Annotated in this window: 19 protein-coding genes and 1 pseudogene; 13 read left to right on the top strand and 7 right to left on the bottom strand. The window is 56.5% G+C overall.

Translation table 11 applies throughout. The features are described 5' to 3' along the window. Nucleotides 1-131 precede the first annotated feature (131 nt). Nucleotides 132-773 (bottom strand): uridine kinase, encoded by a 642-nt coding sequence (gene udk / locus MUU47_RS10430; RefSeq protein ID WP_110509518.1) that lies wholly within the window; start codon nucleotides 771-773, stop codon nucleotides 132-134. 344 nt (nucleotides 774-1,117) lie between these two features. Between udk and MUU47_RS10435 the strand changes: the two genes are divergently transcribed. Then, nucleotides 1,118-4,441 carry a diguanylate cyclase gene (locus MUU47_RS10435; RefSeq protein ID WP_258988129.1) on the top strand — a complete coding sequence of 1,108 codons (3,324 nt, stop codon included), beginning with the start codon at nucleotides 1,118-1,120 and terminating at the stop codon, nucleotides 4,439-4,441. A 229-nt stretch (nucleotides 4,442-4,670) separates the two neighbouring features. Continuing rightward, entirely contained in the window at nucleotides 4,671-5,921 is a 1,251-nt protein-coding gene (locus MUU47_RS10440; protein ID WP_258988130.1) for an MFS transporter, read from the top strand. Here MUU47_RS10440 and alkA read toward each other — a convergent pair. Continuing rightward, entirely contained in the window at nucleotides 5,918-6,760 is an 843-nt protein-coding gene (alkA, locus tag MUU47_RS10445) for a DNA-3-methyladenine glycosylase 2 (protein ID WP_258988131.1), read from the bottom strand. The two genes, MUU47_RS10440 and alkA, sit on opposite strands and share 4 nt — an antisense overlap. Nucleotides 6,761-6,894: 134 nt before the next feature. Between alkA and yegD the strand changes: the two genes are divergently transcribed. After that, nucleotides 6,895-8,247 carry a molecular chaperone gene (yegD, locus tag MUU47_RS10450; protein WP_258988132.1) on the top strand — a complete coding sequence of 451 codons (1,353 nt, stop codon included), beginning with the start codon at nucleotides 6,895-6,897 and terminating at the stop codon, nucleotides 8,245-8,247. 100 nt (nucleotides 8,248-8,347) lie between these two features. On the opposite strand, the gene MUU47_RS23505 is transcribed toward yegD, so the two are convergent. Beyond that, complete coding sequence (locus MUU47_RS23505; protein WP_125354338.1) at nucleotides 8,348-8,407, bottom strand: type I toxin-antitoxin system Ibs family toxin; 60 nt, start codon at nucleotides 8,405-8,407, stop codon at nucleotides 8,348-8,350. A 289-nt stretch (nucleotides 8,408-8,696) separates the two neighbouring features. Between MUU47_RS23505 and MUU47_RS10455 the strand changes: the two genes are divergently transcribed. The 7 genes from MUU47_RS10455 (at nucleotide 8,697) to trhP (ending at nucleotide 21,317) form a co-directional block, all read left to right on the top strand. Continuing rightward, nucleotides 8,697-9,938 (top strand): MdtA/MuxA family multidrug efflux RND transporter periplasmic adaptor subunit, encoded by a 1,242-nt coding sequence (locus MUU47_RS10455; protein WP_258988133.1) that lies wholly within the window; start codon nucleotides 8,697-8,699, stop codon nucleotides 9,936-9,938. Next, nucleotides 9,938-13,060 carry an MdtB/MuxB family multidrug efflux RND transporter permease subunit gene (locus tag MUU47_RS10460; protein WP_258988134.1) on the top strand — a complete coding sequence of 1,041 codons (3,123 nt, stop codon included), beginning with the start codon at nucleotides 9,938-9,940 and terminating at the stop codon, nucleotides 13,058-13,060. Before MUU47_RS10455 ends, MUU47_RS10460 begins: the two co-directional genes overlap by 1 nt. Further along, nucleotides 13,061-16,147 carry a multidrug efflux RND transporter permease subunit MdtC gene (mdtC, locus tag MUU47_RS10465; RefSeq protein WP_258988135.1) on the top strand — a complete coding sequence of 1,029 codons (3,087 nt, stop codon included), beginning with the start codon at nucleotides 13,061-13,063 and terminating at the stop codon, nucleotides 16,145-16,147. A gap of 53 nt (nucleotides 16,148-16,200) precedes the next feature. Further along, nucleotides 16,201-17,616: an MFS transporter gene (locus tag MUU47_RS10470; RefSeq protein WP_258988136.1), complete on the top strand. Its 1,416-nt coding sequence runs from the start codon at nucleotides 16,201-16,203 to the stop codon at nucleotides 17,614-17,616. Next, on the top strand, nucleotides 17,613-19,040 hold the full coding sequence (gene baeS, locus MUU47_RS10475; protein ID WP_258988137.1) for an envelope stress sensor histidine kinase BaeS: 1,428 nt from the start codon (nucleotides 17,613-17,615) through the stop codon (nucleotides 19,038-19,040). Before MUU47_RS10470 ends, baeS begins: the two co-directional genes overlap by 4 nt. Then, entirely contained in the window at nucleotides 19,037-19,759 is a 723-nt protein-coding gene (gene baeR, locus MUU47_RS10480) for an envelope stress response regulator BaeR (protein ID WP_159753040.1), read from the top strand. Before baeS ends, baeR begins: the two co-directional genes overlap by 4 nt. Before the next feature lie 196 nt (nucleotides 19,760-19,955). Continuing rightward, the gene (trhP, locus tag MUU47_RS10485) at nucleotides 19,956-21,317 is read left to right on the top strand and encodes a prephenate-dependent tRNA uridine(34) hydroxylase TrhP (protein ID WP_258988138.1); all 1,362 of its coding nucleotides are present in this window, start codon (nucleotides 19,956-19,958) and stop codon (nucleotides 21,315-21,317) included. A 204-nt stretch (nucleotides 21,318-21,521) separates the two neighbouring features. Here trhP and MUU47_RS23595 read toward each other — a convergent pair. From MUU47_RS23595 to MUU47_RS10495, 3 genes and pseudogenes are all read right to left on the bottom strand, one after another. Then, a pseudogene (locus MUU47_RS23595) lies at nucleotides 21,522-21,673 on the bottom strand (DHCW motif cupin fold protein); the annotation flags it as partial. A 44-nt stretch (nucleotides 21,674-21,717) separates the two neighbouring features. Beyond that, nucleotides 21,718-22,023 (bottom strand): putative quinol monooxygenase, encoded by a 306-nt coding sequence (locus MUU47_RS10490; protein WP_258988139.1) that lies wholly within the window; start codon nucleotides 22,021-22,023, stop codon nucleotides 21,718-21,720. 82 nt (nucleotides 22,024-22,105) lie between these two features. Continuing rightward, entirely contained in the window at nucleotides 22,106-23,113 is a 1,008-nt protein-coding gene (locus MUU47_RS10495) for a zinc-binding alcohol dehydrogenase family protein (RefSeq protein ID WP_258988140.1), read from the bottom strand. 459 nt (nucleotides 23,114-23,572) lie between these two features. Between MUU47_RS10495 and MUU47_RS10500 the strand changes: the two genes are divergently transcribed. Beyond that, nucleotides 23,573-24,001, top strand: a complete 429-nt coding sequence (locus tag MUU47_RS10500) for a hypothetical protein (RefSeq protein ID WP_258988141.1) — start codon at nucleotides 23,573-23,575, stop codon at nucleotides 23,999-24,001. 72 nt (nucleotides 24,002-24,073) lie between these two features. On the opposite strand, the gene arsH is transcribed toward MUU47_RS10500, so the two are convergent. Next, a complete protein-coding gene (arsH, locus tag MUU47_RS10505) occupies nucleotides 24,074-24,772 on the bottom strand; it encodes an arsenical resistance protein ArsH (RefSeq protein WP_258988142.1) in 699 nt (232 codons plus the stop codon). A gap of 87 nt (nucleotides 24,773-24,859) precedes the next feature. Here arsH and MUU47_RS10510 point away from each other — a divergent pair, with 87 nt between their 5' ends. Then, nucleotides 24,860-25,180, top strand: coding sequence for a metalloregulator ArsR/SmtB family transcription factor (locus MUU47_RS10510; RefSeq protein ID WP_258988143.1), 321 nt, complete (start codon nucleotides 24,860-24,862; stop codon nucleotides 25,178-25,180). Nucleotides 25,181-25,225: 45 nt separating this feature from the next. Further along, nucleotides 25,226-26,515, top strand: coding sequence for an arsenic transporter (locus tag MUU47_RS10515; protein WP_258988144.1), 1,290 nt, complete (start codon nucleotides 25,226-25,228; stop codon nucleotides 26,513-26,515). Nucleotides 26,516-26,524 lie beyond the last annotated feature (9 nt).

Here is a 26,524-nt window from a genome sequence, read left to right on the forward strand (position 1 = left end):
GCTGCAGCGGTGTTGGCTACCCTCGCTCACCCGAATCACTTACTAGTGTAAGCTCATCGGGATTCGCTCCGTTGCCGCCTACCTGCAACTTGAATGAACTTGGGTATAGCACAGTACATAATTCGAGGGAATTATTCAAAAAACTGACTGATTTTGGCCTTCAGAATATCGATGGCGATGCGGTTTTTCCCACCACGCGGCACGATAATGTCAGCGTACTGTTTGGACGGCTCGATAAACTGCAGGAACATCGGGCGGACCGTTTTTTGATACTGTGCCATCACCGAATCCATCGAACGGCCGCGCTCGTTAACATCACGCTTGATGCGGCGCATCAGGCAGATATCCAGCGGGGTGTCGACAAAAATGGAGAAGTTCATTTCTTCGCGCAGACGGGCGTCGGTCAGCAGCAAAATCCCTTCGAGGATAATGACCTTCTTCGGCTTGATATGCACGGTCTGTGGCATGCGAGTATGTTCCACATAGCTGTACACCGGGAGTTCAATCGCTTCACCGCGTTTAAGCGTTTGCAGATGCTGATACAACAGACTGTGATCCATCGCGCTTGGATGGTCATAGTTAGTTTTGACGCGATCTTCCATCGACAGATGACTCTGGTCTTTGTAATAGCTGTCTTCAGGGATCACGCCGATATGTTCATCGCCAACCTGTTCACGCAATTCACGATAGAGGGTGCTGGAGATGAGGCTTTTACCTGAAGCCGATGCGCCGGCGATGCCTATAATGACGCACTGATGAGACTTATCAGTCATAAGTTTTTGCGACCTGATTAACCTGGATGATAGGAAGGGTGGCGTCGGAGCGCCAAACGCGGCAATTATAGGGATTTCAGCCCGTCGATACCAGTCGAAAACGATTTTCCCCCCAGCCGGGCGGAAAAGTGACTATTCTCAAATTAATATGTCCAATTTTCCAACGTGTTAGACACTTTTTGTTCATCGCCACTTATTTATCTCTTAATGCTGTTAAATATTGAGCAGATGTCATAGGAAATGTAAATTGTTTGTACTAGCATGATCCCATTCATCATCCTTATGAATTCAGGCCCATTCCGCGTGAAACGTCGCGGCCGGAAAGTCCTCGTGGAAAGCGGTAAATGAAGATATCTGAACAACGAGTGCCCATTACGCCCTCTCATTCTGTGCTGCGCATGATATGCCTCGGGTTGCTGACGTTCATTTTTACCCTTTTCTCCCTCGAGCTGACGCGTTTCGGAACCGTTCTCGCACCTTTATGGTTCCCGACCTCTATTATGATGGTCGCGTTTTATCGTCATGCCGGGAAAATGTGGCCCGCCATTGCTGCCGTGTGCATGCTTGGCAGCCTGCTGGCGTCATGGGCGCTGTTTCCGCCCAGTTCACTTAATTTCGTTTATCCGGCCATTAATGCTATTGAAGCAGCAACGGGCGCGCTGCTGCTGCGCAAATTTTTGCCTGGGTATAATCCGTTGCAAAACCTGCACGACTGGGTTCGCCTGGCCTTCGCCAGTGCAATCGTGCCGCCACTGGTAGGCGGATTGCTGGTGCTGCTGTTCGCCCCGGTCGAACACCCACTGCACACCTTCCTGGTCTGGGCGTTGGCCGAATCGATTGGCGCGCTGGCGCTGGTCCCGCTCGGTTTGCTGTATAAAAACCATTATCTGTTGCGCCATCGCAACCCGCGTCTGCTGCTGGAAACGCTGCTGACGCTGGCGGTCACGTTGGCGCTGAGCGCGATAGCAATGCTGTGGCTGCCGTGGCCGTTTACCTGCATCATCGTGTTGTTGATGTGGAGCGCCGTGCGTCTGCCACGGATGGAAGCGTTCACCATTTTCCTCATCACAGTCATGATGGTGTCGCTGATGATAGCGACCAATCCGCAGAGCCTGCAAACACCTCACGTTTATGCGATGAGCAATACGCCGTGGCTACCGTTTCTGATGATTTTGCTGCCCGCCAACGTGATGACGATGGTGATGTACGCCTTTCGGGCCGAGCGCAAGCACATCACTGAGAGCGAAGAACGCTTCCGCAACGCGATGGAATATTCCGCCATCGGTATGGCGCTGGTCGGCACCGAAGGCCAGTGGCTGCAGGCTAACAAAGCGCTGTGCACATTCCTTGGTTACAGCCAGAACGAACTGCGGGCGATGACCTTCCAGCAATTGACCTTACCGGAAGACCTCGAGAATGACCTGTCGCAGCTCGAGCAGTTGGTCAGCGGCGAAATCAACACGTACACCATGGAAAAGCGCTACTACACGCGTAAAGGCGACGTCGTCTGGGCCCTGCTGGCGGTATCGCTGGTGCGTCATGCGGACGGTACGCCGCTCTATTTCATCGCCCAGATTGAAGACATCAACGACCTGAAGCACACCGAATGGGTCAATAAGCGGCTGATGGAGCGCATCACGCTCGCTAACGAAGCGGGCGGGATTGGCATCTGGGAATGGGAGCTGGAGCCCGATCTCATCTCCTGGGATAAGCGGATGTTCGAGCTGTATGAAATCCCGTCGCACCTCAAACCGACCTGGCAACTGTGGCAGAACTGCCTGGTGGAAGAAGACCGCGAGCAGGCCGAGTGCGTGATCCGCAATGCGCTGACTGCTCGCTCGCCATTCAAGCTGGAATTCCGTATCCACGTCAAAGAAGGCATCCGCCATATTCGCTCGCTGGCTAACCGTGTGCTGAATAAACAGGGTGAAGTGGAGCGCCTGCTCGGCATTAATATAGATATGACCGAGGTGAAACAGCTCAACGAAGCGCTGTTCCAGGAAAAAGAGCGTCTGCACATTACCCTGGATTCTATCGGTGAAGCAGTGCTGTGTACCGACGTCGATATGAACGTCATCTTTATGAACCCGGTTGCCGAAAAAATGAGTGGCTGGAGTCAGAACGAAGCCATGAAGCAGCCGCTGCTTAACGTGCTGCGCATTACCTTTGGCGACAACGGCCCGTTGATGGAAAACATTCACAGCGGCGGTATGTCTCGCAACGATATCGAACAGGATGTGGTGCTGCATTGTCGGGACGGCGGCAGTTACGACATCCACTACAGCATCACACCGCTGAGCACACTCGACGGGCAAAACATCGGTTCAGTGCTGGTTATTCAGGACGTCACCGAATCGCGCAAAATGCTCCGCCAGCTGAGCTACAGCGCGTCGCACGATGCCCTCACCCATCTGGCTAACCGTGTCAGTTTTGAGAATCACCTCAAACGTCTGCTGCATAGCGTTCAGGAAACGCATCAGCGTCACGCGCTGGTATTTATCGACCTGGATCGCTTTAAAGCGGTGAACGATACCGCCGGTCACGCCGCGGGCGATGCGCTGCTGCGCGAACTCTCTTCGATGGTGCTCAGTATGTTGCGTACCAGCGATGTGCTCGCCCGTCTCGGTGGCGACGAATTTGGCCTGCTGCTGCCGGACTGCAACATCGAAAGCGCGCGGTATATTTCCGGGCGCATCATTCAGGCCATCAACGATTATCACTTTCTGTGGGAAGGCCGCCTGCACCGCATCGGTGCCAGCGCCGGGATTACCCTTATCGACGAGCATAACTGTCTGGCGTCCGACGTGATGTCACAGGCCGATATTGCCTGCTACACCTCGAAAAATAACGGACGCGGGACGGTCAGCGTCTATGAACCGCAGCAGGACCGGCTGCATCAGCAGCGCAGCATGATGTCGCTCGACGAGCAGTGGCACATGGTGCGCAGCAACCCTCTGTTGCTGATGGCCCGTGGCGTGGCGTCGCCGCGCATTCCAGAAAGCAGCAACTTCTGGCTGCTGTCGATGCGGCTGTGGACCCGCGAAGGCGAAATGGTAGAGGAACAGGCGTTCCGTAAAGGGCTGGCGGATCAGGAACTGCTCCATGCTCTCGACAGACGCATTTTTCAGGCGTTCTTCCGCAGCTGGGCGTATAAAGTTGCCGCCCGCGGGATAAGCGTCACCCTGCCGCTGTCGGCGGCGGGTCTGACCGGGCCGGTGCTCATCAACGACATTCTCGACGGTCTGAAAGAGAGTGCCATGCCAGCCCGGCTGCTGCATCTGGTGTTCAACGCCAGCAGTCTGGCGCAGTCCGGCGTTCAGGAAGGACTGGAGAAGCTGCGTCACGCGGGCTGCAAAATTATCATCAGCCAGGTAGGTCAGGATCTCGATTTGTTTGAACATCTGAAAGCGGGCACCGCCGACTACGTGATGTTCGATCCAGAACTGATTGGCAACGTTCACGCCAGTCTGATGGATGAAATGATGGTCACCATCGTGCAGGGTCATGCTCAGCGTCTGGGGATGAAAACCATTGCCGGGCCAACCAATCAGGCGCTGATGATGGATACCCTCTCCGGAATTGGCGTGGATCTGATTTACGGCGATTCGATTGCTGCTAACCAGCCGCTGGAAGTGGTGCTGAACACCGGCTATTTCGCCATCAACTGATCCCCGTTATGTCCCCCTTCGCCCGCCGCCGCGGGCTTTATCATTTTCGTTGCACTGCGAATATTTACAAAATCTAACGATTAACCTGCTAAGCAATTATTCTTTACATGTAATATACAAATGATTAACAAAAAAGCTTTCCCGGTGACAGGTCCTGTCGACATCTTGCCCGCACAACGCCCTGCCTGCCCTATGCTGTCTCTGCACAGCCATTTTCAGGACACCGAATATGCCTACACTTTTCAACTGGAGCTCGACCCAAAAGCACGTCGCTTTCGCCAGTTTCTCAAGCTGGATGCTGGACGCCTTTGACTTCTTCATCCTCGTCTTCGTGCTGAGCGACCTCGCCAGCTGGTTTCATTCATCGGTTTCAGACGTCTCAATTGCCATCATGCTTACCCTGGCGGTCCGTCCTGTCGGCGCACTTATTTTTGGCCGGATGGCGGAAAAATATGGCCGCCGTCCGATCCTGATGCTCAATATTTTGTTCTTTAGCATCTTTGAACTGCTGTCTGCGTGGTCGCCGACCTTCACCACCTTCCTGGTGCTGCGGTTGCTGTACGGCATCGCGATGGGCGGGATTTGGGGCGTGGCGTCGTCGCTGGCGATGGAAACCATTCCCGATCGCTCACGTGGCCTGATGTCCGGGATTTTTCAGGCGGGATATCCGTGCGGTTACCTGCTGGCGTCGATTATCTTCGGCCTGTTCTACAGCACTGTGGGCTGGCGCGGCATGTTCCTGATTGGCGCCCTGCCAATTTTCCTGCTGCCGTATATCTGGTTCAAGGTGCCGGAATCACCGGTATGGCAGGCGGCACGCGAACGCAAAGAGAGCACGGCGCTGTTGCCCATTTTACGCAGCCAATGGAAGCTGTGCCTGTATCTGGTGCTGCTGATGGCCTGCTTTAACTTCTTCAGCCACGGCACCCAGGACTTGTACCCAACGTTCCTGAAAGTGCAGCACGGTTTTGACCCACACACCGTCAGCCTGATCGCCATCGGTTACAACATCGCGGCGATGCTCGGCGGGATCTTCTTCGGATCGGTGTCGGAAAAAATTGGGCGTAAGAAAGCGATGATCATCGCGGCGTTTCTGGCGTTGCCGGTCCTGCCGCTGTGGGCCTTTTCGACCGGCTCGTTCAACATTGGGCTCGGCGCATTCCTGATGCAATTTATGGTTCAGGGCGCATGGGGCGTGGTGCCGACCTATCTCAATGAACTGGTTCCTGCGAATGCCCGCGCGGTGCTGCCAGGGTTTGTCTACCAGTTAGGGAATTTGCTGGCCTCAGTGAACGCCACCCTTCAGGCGCGTATCGCCGAAGCCAACGGCGGTAACTACGGTATGGCGATGGCGCTGGTCGCCGGGACCGTCGCCATTCTTATCTGCCTGTTTGTCGCCTTTGGTCGGGAAACGCGCGGGGTGGTGATTTCCGGCCATCAGCCTGAAGGGGCCGCCAGCCGCGAACAGCACACCCATTAGCCCGGCTGAAAACCGTCGCTGTACCAAATGTGCAGCAGCGCGTAAGAGCGCCACGGCTGCCAGCGCTCGGCATAACGACGGATTTGGGCAGGCGTCATGCCAGGAAAACGCTGTTTAATCAGGTAGTCGTCCGGCAGGAAAACGTCCTTCGCCTGCCAGCCACGCAGCGCATAGTAATTGGCGGTCCAGCGGCCAATGCCGGGAAAGGTTTGCAGCGTTTTCATTGCCGCTTCCACGTCGCGAGGCGGCAATAACGGTAGCTCACCTGAAATGGCGGCCTGCGCCAGATGTATCAAGGATTCGGCACGCTTTAGCGGCATTCCCAGCGCTTTTAACGCCAGTGGATCGGCAACCACCAGCTGCTGAGGCGTTGGGAAACAGATAAATTCCGGCGCCTCCTCAAGCGGTGTGCCGTAGGCTTTCGCCACCCGACTGGTGAGCCTGGCGGCCATCGCCACGCTCACTAACTGCCCAAGGATCGCGCGTACCCCCTGTTCAAACGCATCAACACACCCCGGCAATCGCAGGCCCGGTCGCGCAGCGGCCAGTTCACCCAATGCCGCCGACACCTGCTGCGGCTCGCAGCGCAAATCGAAAAGTTGCTCAAGGCGTTGCAGACAGCGCTCTTTAACCGGCAACAGGCCATCGGAAAGCGTGACCACCAGCGTCTGAGTGCTGAGATCGGGCGTGGCGCGCATCAGCCCATGATGGCCATCCAGCGAAAAACTGCGGGTATAGGTTTGGAAGTCGAAGCGCTCAACACCCTCTACGGTACGCCCCGCCAGAAAGTCGAACATCCAAGCCCAGTCATAAGGTGCTTGCCAGGGTAAAATGAACATTGTGTCTCCTTATTTGTCGCTCAAGCATAACCCCTCAACCTGATTAGCGCTTTGCTTTCATATTCCGGTTGTCGGCCGCACGACATTCCGCTAAAGTCTTCGCCCTTTCTTCACCGGCATGGGGAATTTACACAGTGTTTATTGGTTTTGACTACGGTACGGCAAACTGTTCAGTGGCCGTTATGCGCGGTGATTCGCCGCAGCTTTTAACGCTCGAAAACGGGAGCACGCTGCTGCCCTCGATGCTCTGCGCGCCAACGCGTGAATCGGTCAGTGAATGGCTGTATCGCCAGCACGACGTTCCCGCGACCGGCACGGAAACCGAAGCGCTGCTGCGCAGGGCTATCCGCTACAACCGCGAAGAAGATATCGAGGTTCAGGGCAATAGCGTCCAGTTCGGTCTCGCATCGCTGAAGCAGTACATCGATGATCCCGAAGAAGTGTACTTCGTCAAATCGCCGAAATCCTTCCTGGGCGCCAGCGGACTCAAGCCACAGCAGGTTGCGCTCTTTGAAGACCTGGTGTGCTCCATGATGCTGCACATTAAACAGCAGGCAGAATCGCAACTGTCAGACAGCATTACTCAGGCGGTGATTGGCCGTCCGATTAACTTCCAGGGCCTCGGGGGCGATGACGCTAACGAACAGGCCCAGGGCATTCTGGAACGTGCCGCACAGCGTGCCGGTTTCGCCGACGTGGTATTCCAGTATGAGCCGGTTGCGGCGGGTCTGGATTTTGAAGCCACGCTGACCGCCGAAAAACGCGTGCTGGTGGTTGATATCGGCGGCGGTACCACCGACTGTTCCTTGCTGCTGATGGGGCCGCAGTGGCGCGCCCGTCGTGAGCGTCAGGACAGCCTGCTCGGCCACAGTGGTTGCCGCGTAGGCGGTAACGATCTGGATATCGCGCTGGCGTTTAAATGCCTGATGCCGCTACTCGGCATGGGGGGCGACACTGAAAAAGGTATCGCCCTGCCGGTATTGCCATGGTGGAATGCAGTGGCGATCAACGATGTTCCGGCGCAGACCGATTTTTACAGCGCCGCCAATGGCCGCATGCTGCGTGATCTGGTGCGTGACGCCCGCGATTCGGACAAAGTAAATCTGCTGTTGAAAACCTGGCAACAGCGCCTGAGCTATCGTCTGGTGCGTAGCGCTGAAGAGAGCAAAATCGCCCTTTCCGACAAAGAAGATATCACCACCGCGCTGTCGTTCCTTAGCCCGGAACTCGCTGCGGACATCAACCAGATGGGTCTGGAAGCTGCGCTGAATCAGCCGTTAAACCGCATTCTGGAGCAGGTTCAGCTGGCACTGGAAAACGGCAATGAAAAACCTGACGTCATCTACCTGACCGGCGGTAGCGCCCGTTCCCCGCTGATCAAAAAAGCGCTGGCGCAGCAGCTGCCTGGGATTGAAATTGCCGGTGGCGATGATTTCGGCTCGGTCACGGCCGGTCTGGCGCGCTGGGCTCAGGTCATTTTTTCCTGAGTTTGCGAGCTGTCTCGTAAAGCGAGGATTGACTTTGCTGCTTTTTCGACCTACCGTTGAAGGCAAAGGGCGAGGGAGGATGACTCCCCCCTCTGGTCTCTTAGTATGCTGGCAAGCTAATGACTAAGAGCACGACCAGTATGATGACTACCTTCATCATATCCCTTTCCTTTTACAAAGCCCCAGCTTCGGTTGGGGCTTTCCCGTTTTAGCCCCGTGCTAACATCCTTATCAGCCTCAATTAACATTCAAATGTGGCCGCCGCCGACTGTAGCGTGCTCGTCACTTGCTTCGCACAAATTTTCGCCAACCCTGCGAGCAGCCTCGTAAAACCCCCGTCATTCAGACGTTTCCAGACAGTACTTCATATTTCCTCCATCTTTCCGGGGTGTTCCGTTACTAAACTAGTATCATTCCGTGAAAGTTTTCAGGACGAGATACGTATAACGATGAAAGGCAGCAATAAATCGCGTTGGTTAGTCGCGCTGGGTGTGGTGGTGATTGCAGGTGTCGCCGTGTATTTTTGGCACAACAGCGGATCGTCTGATTCCGCGTCGTCTACTGCCGCCCAGGGCCAGCATGCCGGTGGCGGTCGCCACGGCGGGCGTTTCAGTGGCGCCCTGGCTCCGGTTCAGGCGGCAACGGCCACCAGCGAAGCCGTACCTCGCTACCTGACCGGGCTCGGCACCATCACCGCGGCAAACACGGTGACGGTCCACAGCCGGGTCAACGGCCAGCTGCTGGCGCTACACTTTCAGGAAGGTCAACAGGTGAAAGCCGGGGATCTACTGGCGGAAATCGATCCGAGCCAGTTCAACGTTGCTCTCGCACAGGCCCAGGGCCAGCTGGCAAAAGATAACGCCACGCTGTCCAATGCTCGCCGCGATCTGGCTCGCTATCAGCAGCTGGTCAAAACCAATCTCGTGTCTCGTCAGGAACTCGATACCCAACAATCGTTAGTCACCGAAAGCTTAGGCACTGTGAAAGCTGATGAAGCCGCCGTCGCCAGCGCGCAATTGCAGCTCGACTGGACGCGCATCACCGCGCCGATTGACGGCCGCGTGGGCCTGAAACAGGTCGATATTGGCAACCAGATTTCCACCAGCGATACCACCGGGATTGTGGTGCTGACGCAAACTCATCCGATTGACCTGATTTTCACCCTGCCGGAAAACGACATCGCCACGGTTGTGAAAGCGCAAAAAGCCGGGCAAAACCTGACCGTCGAAGCCTGGGACCGTACCAACAAACAGAAACTAAGCAGCGGTTCGCTGCTGAGTCTGGATAACCAAATCGACGCCACCACTGGCACCATCAAGCTGAAAGCGCGCTTCAACAACATGGACGACGCGCTGTTCCCGAACCAGTTCGTTAACGCACGTCTGTTGGTGGATACCGAGCAGAACGCGGTCGTCATTCCTGCCGCTGCGCTGCAAATGGGCAACGAAGGCAACTTCGTGTGGGTGCTGAACGATGACAACAAAGTCAGCAAACACATCGTGGTGCCGGGTATTCAGGACAGCCAAAAAGTGGTTATCACCGCAGGGCTTTCCGCGGGCGATAAAGTCGTCACCGACGGTATTGACCGTCTGACCGAAGGCGCGAAAGTCGAAGTGGTTGAAGCCCACAGCGCAACCACAGAGCAAAAAACCACGGCTGAGCAAAGCGGTAAAAAAGGAGCTCGCTCCTGATGCACGTTTTACCTCCTGGCAATACGGGCGGGCCTTCCCGCCTGTTTATCCTGCGCCCGGTCGCCACCACGCTGATGATGGTGGCTATTCTGCTCGCGGGGATTATCGGCTACCGTTTTTTGCCGGTCTCCGCCCTGCCTGAAGTTGATTATCCGACCATCCAGGTGGTCACGCTGTACCCTGGCGCCAGCCCGGATGTCGTCACCTCATCCATTACCGCCCCGCTTGAGCGCCAGTTCGGGCAGATGTCCGGCCTGAAACAGATGTCCTCCCAGAGTGCAGGCGGTGCGTCCGTTGTGACGCTGCAGTTCCAGCTTGAACTGTCGCTGGACGTCGCCGAGCAGGAAGTGCAGGCCGCTATCAACGCCGCCACCAACCTGCTGCCGAGCGATTTGCCTAACCCGCCGGTGTACAGCAAGGTCAACCCGGCGGATCCGCCGATCATGACCCTCGCCGTCACCTCATCAGCCCTGCCGATGACGCAGGTTGAAGACATGGTGGAAACCCGCGTCGCGCAGAAAATTTCCCAGGTGTCCGGCGTCGGTCTGGTGACCCTCGCGGGCGGTCAGCGTCCGGCCGTGCGCGTGAAGCTGAATGCTCAGGCTATTGCGGCTCTTGGGCTGACCAGCGAAACCGTGCGCACCGCCATCACCGGCGCTAACGTCAACTCGGCGAAAGGTAGCCTCGATGGCCCAACCCGCGCGGTGACACTTTCCGCCAACGACCAGATGCAGTCCGCCGAAGAGTATCGCAAGCTGATTATCGCTTACCAAAACGGTGCGCCGGTGCGCCTGGGCGATGTGGCGACCGTTGAGCAAGGGGCAGAAAATACCTGGCTCGGCGCATGGGCCAATAAGCAGCAGGCGATTGTGATGAACGTCCAGCGTCAGCCGGGCGCAAACATTATTTCCACCGCCGACAGTATCCGTCAGATGCTGCCGCAGCTCACCAGCAGCCTGCCGAAATCGGTGCAGGTGAACGTTCTGTCTGACCGCACCAACAACATTCGCGCGTCGGTCAATGACACCCAGTTCGAGCTGATGCTGGCCATCGCCCTGGTGGTGATGATCATCTATCTGTTCCTGCGCAACGTTCCGGCGACCATTATTCCTGCCGTGGCGGTGCCGCTGTCGCTGATCGGCACCTTCGCGGTGATGGTGTTCCTCGATTTCTCAATTAACAACCTGACGCTGATGGCGCTGACCATCGCCACCGGGTTCGTGGTTGATGATGCGATCGTGGTTATCGAAAACATCTCACGCTATATCGAGAAAGGCGAAAACCCGATGGCCGCCGCGCTGAAGGGTGCGGGTGAAATCGGCTTTACCATTATCTCCCTGACCTTCTCGCTGATTGCGGTGCTTATCCCGCTGCTGTTTATGGGCGATATCGTTGGCCGTCTGTTCCGCGAATTTGCCGTTACGCTTGCCGTCGCGATATTAATTTCTGCCATTGTCTCACTGACGCTGACACCGATGATGTGTGCGCGGATGTTGAGCCACGAATCCCTGCGCAAGCAGAACCGTTTTTCTCAGGCCAGCGAACGTTTCTTTGAGCGCGTGATTGCCGCTTACGGACGGATGCTCACCAAAGTGCTCAACCACCCGTGGCTGACGCTCGGCGTGGCGCTCAGTACCCTGGCGCTGTCGATTCTGCTGTGGGTGTTTATCCCCAAAGGCTTCTTCCCGATTCAGGATAACGGCATTATTCAGGGTACCTTGCAGGCCCCGCAGTCCGCGTCGTTTGCCAGCATGGCCCAGCGGCAGGAGCAGGTTTCTGACATCATTCTGAAAGACCCGGCGGTGGAAAGTCTGACCTCATTCGTGGGCGTCGACGGCACCAACCCGGCGCTGAACAGCGCACGTCTGCAAATTAACCTTAAGCCGCTCGCTGACCGTGACGATCGCGTGCAGAAGGTGATTCGTCGTCTGCAGCACTCCATCGACCGCGTGCCGGGCATCGCGCTTTATTTGCAGCCGACGCAGGATCTCACCATCGATACCACCGTCAGCCGCACGCAGTACCAGTTCAGCCTGCAGGCCAACTCGCTCGATGCGCTCAGTGAATGGGTCCCGCAGCTGATGGCGAAACTTCAGACCTTGCCGCAGCTGGAAGACGTCAGCAGCGACTGGCAGGACAAAGGTTTGTCCGCGTACGTGAACGTTGACCGCGACAGCGCCAGCCGTCTGGGGATTAGCATGGCGGATGTCGATAACGCGCTGTATAACGCGTTTGGCCAACGGTTGATTTCCACCATTTACACCCAGTCCAACCAGTACCGCGTGGTGCTGGAACACGACATCAGCGACACGCCGGGACTGTCGGCGCTGGATAATATCCGTATCACCAGCAGCAGCGGTGGCGTTGTGCCGCTGAATACCATTGCCAAAGTTGAAGAACGTTTTGCACCACTGTCGATTAATCACCTCGACCAGTTCCCGGTGACCACGATTTCCTTCAACGTGGCGCAGGATTCCTCGCTGGGTGACGCGGTGCAGGCCATAACCGATGCTGAAAAAACGCTAAACCTGCCGACCGATATCCGCACCGAATTCCAGGGCAGCTCCCTCGCCTTCCAGGCCGCGCTGGGCAGCACCGTTTGGCTGGTGCTGGCGGCGGTGGTCGCGATGTACATCGTGCTCGGCATTTTGTATGAGAGCTTCATCCACCCGATTACCATTCTCTCGACCCTGCCGACCGCGGGCGTGGGCGCGCTGCTGGCACTGTGGGTATCGGGCAGCGAACTCGACGTCATCGCCATCATCGGGATAATCCTGCTGATAGGCATCGTGAAGAAGAATGCGATCATGATGATCGACTTTGCACTGGCCGCCGAACGTGAACAGGGAATGCCGCCGCGCGAAGCCATTTATCAGGCTTGTCTGCTGCGTTTCCGCCCGATCCTGATGACCACCCTTGCCGCACTGCTCGGCGCGCTGCCGCTGATGCTCAGCACCGGCGTCGGCGCAGAGCTGCGTCGTCCGCTGGGGGTAGGCATGGTCGGCGGTTTGCTGGTCAGCCAGGTGCTGACGCTGTTTACCACACCGGTGATTTACCTGCTGTTTGACCGCCTGTCGCTGTACCTGAAAAGCCGTTTGCCGACCCGTGAAGAGGAGGCGTAAGTGAAGTTCTTCGCCCTCTTCATTTACCGCCCGGTGGCGACGATGTTGATTTCGCTCGCCATCACCCTGTGCGGCGTGCTCGGCTTCCGGCTGCTGCCGGTCGCCCCGCTGCCGCAGGTTGATTACCCGGTGATCATGGTCAGCGCCTCGCTGCCCGGTGCCGCGCCCGAAACCATGGCCTCGTCGGTGGCAACGCCGCTTGAGCGCTCGCTCGGACGTATCGCCGGGGTCAATGAAATGACCTCCATGAGTTCGCTTGGCAGCACGCGTATCATTTTGCAGTTTGATTTTGACCGCGACATCAACGGTGCGGCGCGTGACGTGCAGGCCGCCATCAACGCGGCACAAAGCCTGCTGCCCACCGGAATGCCGAGCCGCCCGACCTATCGCAAAGCAAACCCGTCAGATGCGCCCATCATGATTTTGACGCTGACCTCAGACACCTATTCCCAGGGCCAGCTGTACGACTACGCTTCCACGCAGCTGGCGCAGACCCTCTCGCAAATCGACGGCGTGGGCGATGTGGATATTGGCGGCAGTTCTCTGCCCGCAGTGCGCGTTGACCTCAATCCACAGGCGCTGTTTAACCAGGGCGTGTCGCTGGATGACGTGCGTTCCGCTATCAGCGACGCCAACGTGCGTAACCCGCAGGGGGCGATTGAAAGCCAGGGCCAGCGCTGGCAGCTGGCGACCAACGACGAGCTGAAAACGGCGGAAGAATACAAGCCGCTGATCATTCACTACAACAACGGTTCTACGGTGCGGTTAAGCGACGTGGCCAACGTCTCGGACTCGGTGCAGGACGTACGTAACGCCGGAATGACCAACGCCAAACCGGCGATTTTGCTGATGATCCGCAAACTGCCGGAAGCCAATATTATTCAGACCGTGGACGCGATCCGCGCCCAGCTACCGGCGCTGAAAGAGACCATTCCGGCGGCTATCGATATGCAAATTGCCCAGGACCGTTCACCGACCATTCGCGCTTCGCTCGAAGAGGTGGAGCAAACGCTGGTGATTTCCGTCGGGCTGGTGATCCTGGTGGTCTTCCTGTTCCTGCGTTCGGGCCGCGCCACGATTATTCCCGCCGTGGCAGTGCCGGTTTCGCTGATCGGTACCTTCGCCGCCATGTATTTGTGTGGCTTCAGCCTCAATAACCTGTCGCTGATGGCGCTGACCATCGCCACCGGGTTTGTGGTCGATGACGCCATCGTGGTGCTGGAAAACATTTCGCGCCATCTGGAAGCGGGCATGAAGCCGTTGCAGGCCGCACTTCAGGGCAGCCGCGAAGTCGGCTTCACCGTGCTGTCGATGAGCCTGTCACTGGTGGCGGTGTTCCTGCCGCTGTTGCTGATGGGCGGGCTGCCGGGCCGTCTGCTGCGCGAATTTGCGGTCACGCTGTCGGTGGCGATTGGTATTTCGCTGGCGGTGTCGCTGACGCTTACACCAATGATGTGCGGCTGGATGCTGAAAGCGTCCCGTGGTCACGCGCCAACCCGCGATCGCGGCTTTGGCCGATTACTGGTCGCCATGCAGCGCGGTTACGGCAAATCGCTGAAATGGGTGCTCAATCACGCGCGTCTGGTCGGCGTGGTGCTGCTCGCCACCATCGCGCTGAACGTCTGGCTGTATATCTCCATTCCGAAGACCTTCTTCCCGGAGCAGGACACCGGGGTGGTGATGGGCAACATTCAGGCTGACCAGAGCATTTCGTTCCAGGCGATGCGCGGCAAACTGCAGGACTTCATGAAAATCATTCGTGAAGACAAAGCCGTGGATAACGTCACCGGCTTTACCGGCGGTTCGCGGGTCAACAGCGGGATGATGTTTATCACCCTCAAACCGCGTGGCGAGCGTAACGAAACGGCGCAACAGGTCATCGACCGCCTGCGTAAAAAACTCGCCAAAGAGCCGGGTGCGAATCTGTATTTGATGGCGGTGCAGGATATTCGCGTCGGTGGGCGTCAGGCTAATGCGGGTTATCAGTACACGCTGCTGTCGGATAATCTCGCCGACCTGCGCGAGTGGACGCCTAAAATCACCGCCGCGCTGGCGAAACTCACTGATCAGCTGGCGGACGTGAACTCCGATCAGCAGGACAGCGGGGCCGAAATGGACCTGGTTTACGACCGTGAGACCATGTCACGGCTTGGCATAAACGTCGAAGACGCCAACAGCCTGCTGAATAACGCCTTCGGCCAGCGGCAGATTTCCACGATTTATCAGCCGCTGAACCAGTACAAAGTGGTGATGGAAGTCGACCCGGTTTACACCCAGGACATCAGTGCGCTGAATCAGATGTTCGTGATTAACAGCGACGGCAAAGCCATTCCGCTCTCGTACTTCGCCAAATGGCAGCCCGCCAACGCGCCATTGTCGGTGAACCATCAGGGGCTGTCAGCGGCCTCTACGGTGTCCTTCAACCTGCCGACCGGTAAATCGTTGTCCGAAGCGAGCGACGTTATCGACAAAACCATGACTCAGCTTGGCGTGCCGTCGACTCTTCGCGGCAGCTTTGCAGGCACGGCACAGGTGTTCCAGCAGACTATGAACTCGCAGGTGATCCTGATTCTGGCGGCCATCGCCACGGTCTACATCGTACTCGGGATTTTGTATGAGAGTTACGTTCACCCACTGACCATTCTGTCGACGCTGCCTTCCGCCGGTGTCGGTGCGCTGCTGGCGCTGGAATTATTCGGCGCGCCGTTCAGCCTGATTGCGTTAATCGGTATCATGCTCTTAATAGGCATCGTGAAGAAAAACGCCATCATGATGGTCGACTTCGCCCTTGAGGCGCAGCGCAACGGTAATCTGTCGCCGGAAGAAGCCATTTTCCAGGCCTGTTTGCTGCGTTTCAGACCGATAATGATGACCACGCTGGCGGCGCTGTTTGGCGCGCTGCCACTGGTGCTTTCGGGCGGTGATGGCTCCGAATTGCGCCAGCCGCTGGGGATAACCATCGTCGGCGGCCTGGTGGTGAGTCAGCTATTAACGCTGTACACCACGCCGGTGGTGTATCTGTTCTTCGACCGTCTGCGGCTGCGTTTTACGCGTAAGAGCCAGGCCCTGGTTCAAAATGGCAAATAAAATAGCCCTAATGGGCCAGGATCTCATTCTCGTCAACCGATAACAGAGTCATTATGGAAGAGCTGCCTGCCAGCGTACGCTGGCAACTGTGGATAGTGGCGTTCGGCTTCTTTATGCAGGCGCTGGACACCACCATCGTCAATACAGCCCTGCCCTCGATGGCAAAAAGCCTCGGGGAAAGTCCGCTGCACATGCACATGGTGGTGGTCGCCTACGTGCTAACGGTGGCGGTGATGCTGCCCGCCAGCGGCTGGCTGGCGGACCGGGTCGGCGTGCGCAATATCTTTTTTACCGCTATCGTGCTGTTCACTGCGGGTTCGGTATTTTGTGCCAGCGCCAACACGCTTAACGCACTGGTGATGGCGCGCGTATTACAGGGCGTCGGCGGCGCAATGATGGTGCCGGTCGGCAGGCTGACGGTGATGAAAATCGTCCCACGCTCGCAGTACATGGCGGCGATGACCTTTGTCACCATTCCCGGCCAGGTCGGGCCATTACTCGGCCCGGCGCTCGGCGGGATCCTGGTGGAGTACGCCTCCTGGCACTGGATTTTCCTGATCAACATTCCGGTCGGCATTGTCGGGGCGATAGCCACGCTATGGCTGATGCCAAACTACACCATGCAGACCCGGCGTTTTGATATTTCAGGTTTTATTATGCTGGCGCTGGGCATGGCGACGCTAACCCTGGCGCTCGACGGGCAGCGCGGGCTGGGCATTTCATCGCTGACCCTGGCGGGGCTTATCGCCGTCGGCGCGCTGTCGCTGCTGTTTTATCTCTGGCACGCGCGCAAAAATGACAACGCGCTGTTCAGCCTCAATTTATTCAACACCCGCACCTTCTCGCTCGGGCTGACGGGCAGTTTTGCCGGACGCATCGGCAGTGGGATGTTGCCGTTTATCACCCCGGTCTTTTTGCAGATTGGCCTCGGTTTTTCACCGTTCCACGCCGGGCTGATGATGATCCCGATGGTGCTCGGCAGCATGGGCATGAAGCGCATTGTGGTGCAGGTGGTGAACCGCTTTGGCTATCGCCGGGTGCTTATCTGCGCCACGCTGGGCCTCGCGCTCATCAGCCTGCTGTTTATGACGGTCGCGCTGATGGGCTGGTACTGGCTGCTGCCGCTGGTTCTGTTCCTGCAAGGGATGATTAACTCCAGCCGCTTCTCGTCCATGAATACCCTGACCCTGAAAGATTTGCCGGATGATCTCGCCAGCAGCGGGAACAGCATGTTGTCGATGGTGATGCAGCTGTCGATGAGTATTGGCGTCACAGTGGCGGGCCTGCTGCTTGGGATGTACGGCCAGAACCATATCAGCGTCGACAGCGCGGGTTCACATCAGGTCTTTTTGTACACCTACCTCAGCATGGCGGTCATTATCGCGCTTCCGGCGTTGATTTTTGCCCGCGTGCCTGACGACATCAGCAAAAACGTCATTATTGCACGACGTAAAAGGAGCGAGCCGTGAAAATCTGGCGCCCCGGCATTACTGGAAAACTGTTCCTCGCCATTCTCACCACCTGCATCGTGTTGTTGATAAGCATGCATTGGGCGGTACGGATGAGTTTTGAACACGGCTTCATCGACTATATTAAACGCGGTAACGAACAGCGGCTGCAGATGCTGAGCGATGCCCTCGCGGAGCAGTACGCCACCCATGATAACAACTGGCAATTCCTGCGCGGCAACGATCGGTTTGTGTTTCAGCTTCTGCGCTCATTTGAACACGATGCGTCTGACGATAAGCATGGCCCCGATGTCCGAGGCGGGCCCCCAGATATGCCGCCTCATGGCTGGCGCACCCGGTTCTGGGTGGTCGATCAGCATGCAAAAGTGATGGTCGGCCCGCGCTCCCCTGTACCGCCAGACGGTACCCGACGCGGCATTCTGGTGAACGGCGTGGAAGTGGGCGCGGTCATCGCCTCCCCTGTCGAACGTTTGACCCGTAACACCGATATTAATTTCGACCGCCAACAGAAGCGCTCAAGCTGGATGATTGTGGTGCTGTCGACGCTGCTGGCGGCGCTGGCGACGTTCCCGCTGGCGCGCGGCCTGCTGGCTCCGGTCAAACGTCTGGTGGAAGGCACGCATAAGCTGGCGGCCGGGGATTTCTCGACCCGCGTGACCGCCACCGGTTCAGATGAACTGGGGCGCCTGGGCCAGGATTTTAACCAGCTCGCCAGCACGCTGGAGCGCAATCAGCAAATGCGCCGTGACTTTATGGCCGATATTTCCCACGAGCTGCGCACCCCGCTGGCGGTGTTACGCGGTGAGCTGGAGGCGATTCAGGACGGCGTGCGCAAATTCACCCCGGACTCCGTAGCCTCGTTGCAGGCGGAAGTCGGCACCCTGACCAAACTGGTCGACGACTTGCATCAGCTTTCTATGTCCGACGAAGGCGCGCTGGCCTACCAGAAAACCTCCGTCGATATTATCTCTTTGCTGGAAATGGCCGCAGGGGCCTTCCGCGAACGCTTCGCCAGCCGTGGACTGCAAATCAGTCTCAGGCTGCCGGAGAGCGCCACTGTATTCGGCGACCGCGACCGGTTGATGCAGCTGTTTAACAACCTGCTGGAAAACAGCCTGCGCTACACCGACAGCGGTGGACAGCTGCACATTTCAGCCGAAAAATCCGCGCATAACCTGACCCTGGCCTTTGCCGACAGCGCGCCGGGCGTCACCGACGACCAGCTGGCGATGCTCTGCGAACGCTTCTACCGCACCGAAGGCTCGCGCAACCGGGCCAGCGGCGGCTCAGGATTAGGCCTGGCGATTTGCGTCAATATCGTCGCCGCACACGGCGGCACACTGAGCGCCGGGCATTCGCCTTTTGGCGGGGTAAGCATTAAAGTAGAACTCCCTCTGGACCGCGATTTACCAGGAGCCGTATGACCGAATTACCGATTGATGATAAAACCCCACGCATCCTGATTGTCGAGGACGAACCCAAGCTGGGACAGCTGCTGATTGATTATCTGCTGGCGGCCAACTACGCGCCGACGCTGATTAATCACGGCGACAAAGTACTGAGCTATGTACATCAAACCCCGCCGGATCTGATTCTGCTGGATTTGATGCTGCCGGGCACCGACGGCCTGACGCTGTGCCGCGAAATCCGCCGTTTCTCCGAAGTGCCGATTGTGATGGTCACCGCCAAAATCGAAGAAATCGACCGTCTGCTGGGGCTGGAAATCGGCGCGGATGATTACATCTGCAAACCGTACAGCCCGCGTGAAGTGGTGGCGCGTGTGAAAACGATCCTGCGCCGCTGCCGTCCGCACCGCGAGCTGCAGGCCATGGACGCCGAAAGCCCGCTGATTGTCGATGAGAGCCGCTTCCAGGCCTCATGGCGCAACAAGCTGCTGGACCTCACGCCCGCCGAGTTCCGCCTGCTGAAAACGCTGTCGCAGGAGCCGGGCAAAGTATTCTCACGCGAACAGCTGCTGAACCATCTGTACGATGATTACCGCGTGGTCACCGACCGCACCATCGACAGCCACATTAAAAACCTGCGTCGTAAGCTCGAAGCACAGGACGCCGAGCAGTCATTCATTCGCGCGGTGTATGGTGTTGGCTACCGTTGGGAAGCGGATTCCTGCCGTCTGACGTAACGCGCAGCTACGGCGCCTCGCCTGAGCTGGCCGTCCCTTTAGGCCAGTGCAAGCGAAGCGCCACGCGGCATTCCCTGACACGCAAAGGTTTACTCCCCTCCCCCGCAGCGCTACAATTCCCGCCCTTAATGTAGGGGAACCTCCCCGATCGCTTCCCCGCGAAGCGAGTCTGACCTGTCATCAGAACGAGAAAATCATGTTTAAACCGGAACTCCTCTCCCCGGCGGGAACGCTTAAAAATATGCGTTACGCTTTCGCCTATGGTGCCGATGCGGTCTACGCCGGCCAGCCGCGTTACTCACTGCGTGTGCGCAATAACGAATTCAATCACGAGAATTTGCAGCAGGGCATCAACGAAGCCCATGAGCTCGGTAAAAAATTCTACGTGGTGGTCAACATTGCGCCGCACAACGCCAAGCTGAAAACCTTCATTCGCGATTTGCAGCCCGTTGTGGATATGGGGCCGGACGCGCTGATCATGTCCGATCCGGGCCTGATTATGCTGGTACGTGAGCATTTCCCGCAGATGGACGTGCATCTTTCCGTGCAGGCCAACGCCGTTAACTGGGCGACGGTCAAATTCTGGAAGCAGATGGGCCTGACTCGCGTGATCCTTTCCCGCGAACTGTCGCTGGAAGAAATCGAAGAAATTCGCGCACAGGTTCCGGAAATGGAACTCGAAATCTTCGTTCACGGCGCGCTGTGCATGGCCTATTCCGGCCGCTGCCTGCTGTCGGGCTACATCAACAAACGCGACCCGAACCAGGGCACCTGCACCAACGCCTGCCGCTGGGAATATAACGTTCAGGAAGGCAAAGAGGACGACATCGGCAACATCGTGCATAAGCACGAGCCCATCCCGGTGAAAAATGTCGAGCCAACGCTTGGCGAAGGCCAGCCAACTGACAGCGTATTTATGCTGGAAGAAGCGCAGCGTCCGGGCGAATACATGACCGCGTTCGAAGACGAGCACGGCACCTATATCATGAATTCCAAAGACCTGCGTGCCGTGGCGCACGTGGAACGTCTGACGCAAATGGGCGTGCATTCCCTGAAAATTGAAGGCCGCACCAAATCCTATTACTACTGCGCCCGCACCGCCCAGGTATACCGTAAAGCCATCGACGATGCCGCCGCAGGCAAACCGTTCGACGCTTCGCTGCTGGAAACCCTCGAAGGGCTGGCACATCGCGGTTACACCGAAGGCTTCCTGCGTCGTCACACCCACGACAGCTACCAGAATTACGAATACGGTTTCTCCGTTTCCGAACGCCAGCAGTTTGTCGGTGAATTTACCGGGGAGCGCAAAGGCAGCCTCGCGGCCGTCGCGGTGAAGAATAAGTTCCTCAAAGGCGACAACCTTGAGCTGATGACGCCGCAGGGCAACATCAATTTCACCCTCGAACACATGGAAACCAACAAAGGACAGCCGACCGACGTCGCGCCTGGCGATGGTCACACCGTGTGGATCCCGGTGCCAGAAGAGATTGCGCTGGAATATGCTCTGCTGATGCGCAATTTTGACGGGCAGAACACCCGAAATCCGATGTTGAAGTAGCTCAGAACGGTTATTTTTTCGGTAGGGAAAAATCTTAGAAACGGATCACATACCGCTTCGCTTGATGCGGGTATTATCCAAAGCGCTGAAAAACATAACCCATAAATGCTAGCTGTACCAGATACCACCTCCTTAGCCTGCGTAATCTCCATTACGCGGGCTTATTTTTTTGTTCAGAGTACGTCTTAATCCTCCAACCACGAATCAGTCCGTAATAAAAAATTTTGCACCTGTCGTCGTACTGGACTGATGTGGCTCCGCGTTATCACCTACCCGATAACTCATCCCTGGCGTTAAAGTGAGTTTACGGCCATCTTCGAGCAGTGTTTTGGTAATCCCCCCATGCAGAAGAGGACAGGATGAGGCGATAGCCGAGATCGCCTCGATCCATTTCGGTTAATTACGCCGGTTCAACTGCATTTAGACGCACCAGTTGCAATGGCTCGGCCAACAGCTGATCCATCTGCTGCACAAACGCCTGAAAATGTGGCAGTGCAACATGGGCATCAAGTGCTTCCTGCCCTTTCCAGGACTCACGCATGTAAAATACATCCGGCGTTTCCTGGAGCTGAAACAAGGCATAATCCAGGCAGCCCTCTTCCTTGCGGGTGGGTAAAATCAATACCTGCAACGCAGACTTCAGATCCTCGCTTTTACCCTCTTTTGCTTTTAGCACTGCAATGATCGACAGCGTATTATCAAACATGGTTAGCATTCCGTTAAAATTTCACTGAACTCAAGGCGCGAGCGAGTTGCCCATGACGATTCATCTATGATTTCTTATGTGATCAGAAGCCTTCAAGCACGATTTTGCCGACCGCGCGGTTGGTTTCAATTAATTCATGAGCACGCTTCAGGTTTGCCGCGTTAATAGTGCCGAAATGTTCCCCGAGGGTCGTTTTCAGTACGCCCTGGTCAATCAACGTGGCTACTCGGGTTAACAAACGGTTCTGCTCAATGATATCGCTGGTTTCAAACATGGAACGCGTAAACATAAATTCCCAGTGCAGAGAGATACTCTTCACTTTCAACGGACGCGCATCCAGCGTTTCAGGATCGTCAATCAGTGCCAGTTTTCCCTGCGGGGCCAGCACGTCAATCAGTTGGCTATAATGCTGTTCAGTGTGATTCAGACTGGCGACATGGGTGACATTTTTCACCCCCACGCGCGCCAGCTCTTCTGCCAAAGGTTTGCTATGGTCGATAACATGGTGTGCACCTAATTCTGCAACCCATTTCTGACTTTGCGGGCGCGATGCGGTACCGATAACGGTGATATTGGTGAGCTTGCGCGCTAACTGCGTCAGGATCGAACCCACGCCACCCGCTGCGCCGACAATCAGCAAGACATCATTTTCATTACCCTTTTCTGCAATACCCAGACGGTCGAACAGCATCTCCCAGGCAGTAATTGCCGTTAAAGGCAGCGCCGCTGCGGAAGCGTTGTCAATGGAGGTCGGTTTCAGCGCGGCAATACGTTCATCCACAAGCTGGAATTCACTGTTGCTTCCAGGTCGAGTCAACGAACCGGCATACCACACTTCGTCACCTGGCTTAAACAGCGTGACGGCTTCCCCCGTTGCTACCACTATGCCCACGGCATCCCAACCCAGAATACGCGGTTGGTCAGCGTTAAAACCGGCGCGGACTTTAGTATCCACCGGGTTTACCGATATAGCTTTTACTTCCACCAGCAAATCATGCCCTGTGGCAACAGGCTCAGGTAATGTAATCTCACTTAAAAATTCCAGATTGTTGCCAGCCTGCGCGGCCTGAGTAATAGCGATAGCTTTCATGAGGGTGCTCCTGGGATTAAAGGGTTCATCATGTGAATGAACTCATCATACAAGGAATAACGATGGCGAATACCGGGCCATAGAAAACAACACTTATACTCCGGGAGTTAAAATGTTTAATCATATGGAATACGCGTTCACCCCGCTATTCCAGGCCGGACGCCTGAACTCCGGATAAATACTTGTCTGCCCTCAACAAGCGAAGTATTCTTCCCCGGCATCTGCAAAATCAGGTGCCGGGCTTGACCTCCTGAACAACCTTAGTGACGACACAATGGCGCGTCTGCGCCTTTTTTTGTGTCGTGCGCACGGCTACACTCCAATGGTGGGCCGGGTGGGGGCGTCGCAAGACGCGCCGGTGTCACTAAGGCCGGTAAGGTCAACCCCGCCCGGTCCGCCACCCGTGAGATTGACCTCTCCGCTGGCGGCATGAAGCTGTTACTTAGTGGAGTTCAACCTATGACAACCCTCCTTACCCCAGACTGCGATTTACTGACCTTCCCTTTTACTGCCGCAACGGATTTTACCGATCTGGCCGACTGCTGTGACCGCTTCGCTGAAACCCTGATGGAATGTGACGATGACGTGTACAGGATGGCCCTGTTAGGCCGACTGAGCGCCTGTCTGGCATTGCTTGGTCCGACGCTGCACGACCCTATCCCGCCCCATCTGATTGCGCGTTTTACGGTCGAGTCGCTGCCTGAAACACAAGCATTTTTCGAACCCGATGCGCAGGCGCTGTGCGACTACTGCCAGTCGCTGACGCAGATGTTGTGCCAGCAGTCGTTGCTGCCAGAAATGGAAAAAACGCTGAGAGGATTGTTGTGTGAACTGGTGTGGATGTTCGCGGGAGACTTGAAGGCGCCGCGCTGGTCAACGGCGCATTGATAACACCATGCCCGGTGGCGCGACGCTGACCGGGCCTACTGCAGCTGCCAGGCCACCGGGTCAACAAAGGGCTTAAATCTTCTCCTGATTAACGCGTGCCGATAACGCCTGGTGACTCTCTTTACGCTCACTGTAACGGTCTGCCAAATACTCTTTATGCCCTTTGAGTAACAACGTGACCTTAAATAATTCTTCGGCGACATCGACGATTCGATCGTACCAGGAGGAGGGTTTCATCCGCCCTTCATCATCGAACTCCTGCCAGGCTTTTGCCACGGAGGATTGATTCGGGATAGTGAACATACGCATCCAGCGCCCCAAAATACGCATCTGATTGACAGCGTTAAATGACTGCGACCCGCCACAAACCTGCATGACCGCCAGCGTTTTGCCCTGAGAGGGACGAACTGCGCCTTCACTTAGCGGGATCCAGTCAATCTGAGCTTTCATGACCGAGCTCATCGCCCCGTGTCGTTCCGGTGAACTCCAGATCATTCCATCACTCCAACGCACCAGTTCACGAAGCTCTGTGACTTTTGGGTGCGTTTCCGGTGCATCGTCCGGCAGCGGCAAACCTGAAGGATTAAACGTTTTTACGTCAGCGCCCATTGCCGTTAATAACCGCCCCGCCTCTTCGGCCGCAAGCCGGCTGTAGGAACGCTCCCTTACCGAACCATACAGGATTAGGATACGCGGCGGCTCCTGCATCTGCAGTCGTTCCGCAATCTGTTGATCAACGCACTCAGCGTTCAGTGCCGGAAAGTTTTCCATTTTTGATTCCTTCATCTGAATATGATGATTTAAAACCTATCACATATGAATTATCATATATGAAGTTTAAATGCACTGAGACTAAAAATGCTACTACCTGTTCAGCTTTTCAAAGTTCTGTCAGATGACACCCGGCTGGCCATCATCATGCTGCTGAGAGAATCCGGAGAACTGTGCGTCTGTGACATCTGCGGTGCGACGTCGGGATCACAGCCTAAAATATCCCGACACATGGCTATTCTACGTGATTACGAGCTAGTTCTGGATCGTCGTGAAGGCAAGTGGGTTTACTATCGACTCTCGCCACACATGCCTGCATGGGCGGCAGAAACCATTACCACAGCCTGGCAATGCATGCGGGAAGATGTCCGCGAATGGCTGGCGAAGGCGGGCTCAGCATCTTGCTAAACCGCGCAAAACACATCCACCAAAACATATGCGACTGGGTATGAAATGTTATTGGCAGGGAGTATTTTTTTACTGACGCTGACTCTGGTTATCTGGCAACCGAAAGGCTTGAGTATTGGCTGGAGCGCGAGCATCGGGGCTGTCCTCGCGCTGGCATTCGGCGTTATTCAACTCGGCGATATTCCGGTGGTCTGGAATATCGTCTGGAACGCGACGGCGACCTTTATCGCGGTGATTATTATCAGCCTGCTGCTCGACGAATCGGGCTTCTTTGAATGGGCGGCCCTGCACGTTTCTCGCTGGGGACGCGGGCGCGGGCAGCTACTTTTTACCTGGATTGTTTTACTGGGTGCGACGGTTGCCGCACTGTTTGCCAACGACGGTGCGGCGCTCATTCTGACACCCATCGTCATAGCCATGCTGTTCGCGCTGGGGTTCAGCAAAGGCACGATGCTGGCCTTTGTCATGGCCGCCGGGTTTATCGCCGATACCGCCAGCCTGCCACTCATTGTGTCGAACCTGGTCAATATCGTCTCTGCGGACTTCTTCCGCATTGGTTTTACGGAATATGCGTCAGTCATGGTTTCCGTAGATATGGCCGCCATTATTGCCACGCTGATCATGCTGCATCTGTTCTTTCGCAAAGACATTCCGGCGACGTACAACATTGCCTTGCTGAAAGAGCCCGCCAGCGCGATTAAAGACCCGGCTACGTTCAAAGCAGGCTGGGTTGTTCTGCTCCTGCTGCTTGTCGGTTTCTTTGTACTTGAGCCGCTGGGGATCCCCGTCAGCGCAATTGCCGCCGTTGGCGCTGCTGTCCTGTTTGCCGTAGCGAAAAAAGGTCACGCTATCAATACTGGCAAGGTATTGCGCGGCGCACCGTGGCAGATTGTGATCTTTTCTCTTGGCATGTACCTGGTGGTCTACGGTCTGAGAAACGCCGGGCTTACGGATTATCTTTCCGGGGTACTGAATATGCTTGCCGGGAAAGGACTCTGGGCCGCCACCTTTGGGACCGGTTTCCTGACCGCATTCCTTTCATCAATCATGAACAATATGCCAACCGTGTTGATTGGCGCGCTATCGATTGATGGCAGCACCGCGACTGGTGTCATCAAAGAGGCGATGGTGTATGCCAACGTGATTGGCTGCGATTTAGGTCCCAAAATTACGCCGATTGGCAGCCTGGCCACCCTGCTGTGGCTTCACGTTCTGACGCAGAAAAATATGACCATCAGCTGGGGGGACTATTTCCGCACTGGCATTGTCATGACGTTACCCGTGCTGTTTGTCACGCTGGCCGCTCTGGTGCTGCGGCTCTCTGTCACACCGTAATGAGAGATT

This window comes from Scandinavium hiltneri, from assembly GCF_024764835.1.
Classification (GTDB): domain Bacteria; phylum Pseudomonadota; class Gammaproteobacteria; order Enterobacterales; family Enterobacteriaceae; genus Scandinavium; species Scandinavium hiltneri.